The 2,818-nt window shown below is 71.9% G+C and carries 1 protein-coding gene and 1 pseudogene; one reads left to right on the plus strand and one right to left on the minus strand.

The window, feature by feature from the left end:
* Positions 1 to 2,386 (minus strand): pitrilysin family protein (locus VF794_RS34660; protein WP_331117406.1); only part of this gene is annotated, 2,386 nt, incomplete at its 3' end.
* 213 nt (positions 2,387 to 2,599) lie between these two features.
* Between VF794_RS34660 and VF794_RS34665 the strand changes: the two are divergent.
* Positions 2,600 to 2,818, plus strand: a pseudogene (locus VF794_RS34665) (hypothetical protein); the annotation flags it as partial.

The raw sequence follows: 2,818 nt of genomic DNA on the forward strand, positions 1-2,818 counted from the left end.
GGGACAGCTCCGCCTCGGGGATGGGCTCGTCGCGCACGCGGGAGAGCTCCGCGCGGATGCCCTCGAGCGCGGCCTCCACCTTCTCGGGGCTGGTGCCCATGTAGACGGCGAAGTAGCCCGGATCCACGCCCTCGATGGAGAAGCTGCTGACGCTGTAGGCCATGGAGCGCTTGTCGCGCAGCTCCACGAAGAGGCGACCGCCCTGACCGCTCAGCACCGTGGAGAGCACCTCCAGCGCGTGCCGCCGGGGGTCGTCGATCCGCACGCCCCGGAAGCCCAGGACGAGGTGCGTCTGCGCGCGCGCCAGCACCCGCTTGTCCGTGCGCGGGGACTCGGGAGGCGCTTCGGGCCGCACCTGGGGCGGAGGCCCCGCGCGGCCCCGGGAGGTGCCGAAGGCCTCGTGCGCGAGCGCGAGCACCTCGTCCACCCTCACGTCTCCCACCACGCACAGGGTGAGCTGCGAGGGGTCCATGTGCGCGGCGTGGTAGGCGCGCAGCGCGTCCGGCCCCAGCTTCTCCACCGAGGCCTGCTCACCCAGGGTGGACAGCCGGTAGGGGTGCGTGCGGAAGAGCGTGCGGCCGAAGAGATCGAAGGCCAGGCCGCTCGGCTTGTCCTCGCGGGTGAGGATGTCCTGGAGCAGCAGGGCGCGCTCGCGGGCCACCTCGGCCTCGGGGAAACTGGGGTTGAGAAGGCAGTCCGCGAAGAGGCGGAAGGCGGGCTGGAGGTGGCGCGAGAGGAACTCGCCCCGCAGGCCCACCGAGTTGCGGCCCCCCTGGCCGTTGAGCGAGCCGGCGAGGTCGTCGATGAGGTGGGAGATCTCCTCGGCGTCATGCGAGGGCGTGCCACGGGTGAGGCAACGGCCGAGCAGGGTGGTGAGGCCGTTGGTCTCCGGTGTCTCGTAACGCAGGCCGCCGGCGAAGGCGGCGCGCACGGCGAAGAGGGGCACGGCCGGCTCCTCGCGCACGAGGATGCGCGCGCCCGAGGGCAACCGCTCCTCCACGATCCGTCCCGGGGAGGCCGGGGTGGTGCGGCCCACGCGCAGCGCGGGCTCGGCGGGGGCGGCCTTGGAGGTGCGGCGCTCGGGTGGGGTGGTAGGGGCCTCGCTCGACACCCGGTCGAGAATCTCCTCGGCCTGCTCGGCGCTGAAGGTGGAGCCCTGGGGCAGCAGCCCGGTGACGATGGCCCGGTCGAAGCGCAGGTAGCGCTCGGCCACCTCGCGGATGTGCTCGGGGGTGAGCCGGGCGATGGCCTCGTAGTAGCGTGCCTCCGCCTCCAGGTTCCCCATGGAGGATTGGTAGTGGCCCAGCTTGCGCGCCAGACCCTGCACCGTCTCGCGCTGGTAGATGGCCTCGGCCTCGATGAGGGCCTTCACCGTGGCCAGTTCGTCCGCGGGCACCAGGCTCGTGCGCAGCGCGGTCAGCACCCGTACCGTCTCCTCGAGGGCCTGGGGCAGCTTCGTGGCGGGCAGGGTGAGGCTGGCGCTGAAGAGGCCGGGATCCCTCGGGGTGTAGGCGTACGCGTGCACGTCGTTGACGAGGCCGCGCTTGCGCTTCACCTCCAGCACCAGCCGGGACGCATCGCCCTGCCCGGCGAGCATGGCGAGCGTGTCCAGCGCGGGCACGTCCGGGTGGTCCGCCTGGGGGATGAGGAAGGCGAGGTTGAGGTAGGCCTCCTTCACCTCGTCCGGGCGCAGCAGCACGCGGCGGCGGGTGACCTCCGGCTCACGCGGGCGGGCCATGGAGCCCTCATAGGGTCGGCCCCAGTCCCCGCCGAAGATTTCCTCCACCCACCCGCGCAGCTCCGTCTCGGTGAAATCGCCCGTGGCGGCCAGCACCAGGTTCTTCGGCGTGTAGTGGCGCCGGTAGAACTCGAGCACCTTGTCGCGGGTGAAGCCGCGCACGCTCTCCGCGGTGCCGATGACGGGCAGGCGGTAGGGGTGTTCCTGGTAGGCGGTGGAGAAGAGGTCGCGCGAGGCGCGCCGGGCCGGCGTGTCCTGGCTGCGTTTGATCTCCTCGCACACCACCTCGATTTCCCGGGCCAGCTCGTCCGCGTCGAAGGAGGAGGCGCGGATGGCGTCGCCGAGGATGTCCAGGCCCATGCGGGCGAACTGGCTGGCGATGACGATGTGGTAGACCGTCTGGTCGAAGGACGTCCAGGCGTTGATCTCTCCGCCGTGGGCCTCGATGTCGCGGGCGATCTCCCCGGGGCCGCGGCGGGCGGTGCCCTTGAAGAGCATGTGCTCGTGCAGGTGCGCGAGGCCGGCCTGGTCCGGGCGCTCATCGGCGCTGCCGGCCTTCACCCACACCTGGAAGGCGGCCACTCGCGCCGCGTGCTGCTCCTCGAAGACGACGGTGAGCCCGTTGGGAAGTGTGTAGCGCTGAGCCATGGAACGTCTGAACCTGACACCGGCAGTGGGGGTAGGCAAGGCAAGCCGGCGGCCTTTCCGACCAGTCCCTAACGCCTGGAGCGACCCGTCGCGACCCTGTTGTGCGCCCGGAGACCAGCCGGGAGAGCGTGGCGCGTACCCGTCTCGGGCTTTCCTGGAGAAGAGCCCCAACTGGAGTTAACCTGGGCCTACATGGGCGCGTCGTCAGAGGAGATGGATCCACTCGCGGAGTTGCGCGAGAGCCTGGAGGCGGAGACGGCTTCCGTGGGGACGGGTGCACCCGTTGCCGCGCGTCCCGCCGCGCCGCCGAAGGCCCCGCCGCCCCTGCCTCCGCGCAAGGCCGCGACCGCGCCGACGACCCCGAGCAAGCCGAGCTCCTCCACACAGGCCGCCTACAGGCCCGCCATGTCGCTGCCGTCCGTGCAGACCGCG

The organism is Archangium sp., from assembly GCF_036389735.1.
GTDB lineage: Bacteria > Myxococcota > Myxococcia > Myxococcales > Myxococcaceae > Archangium.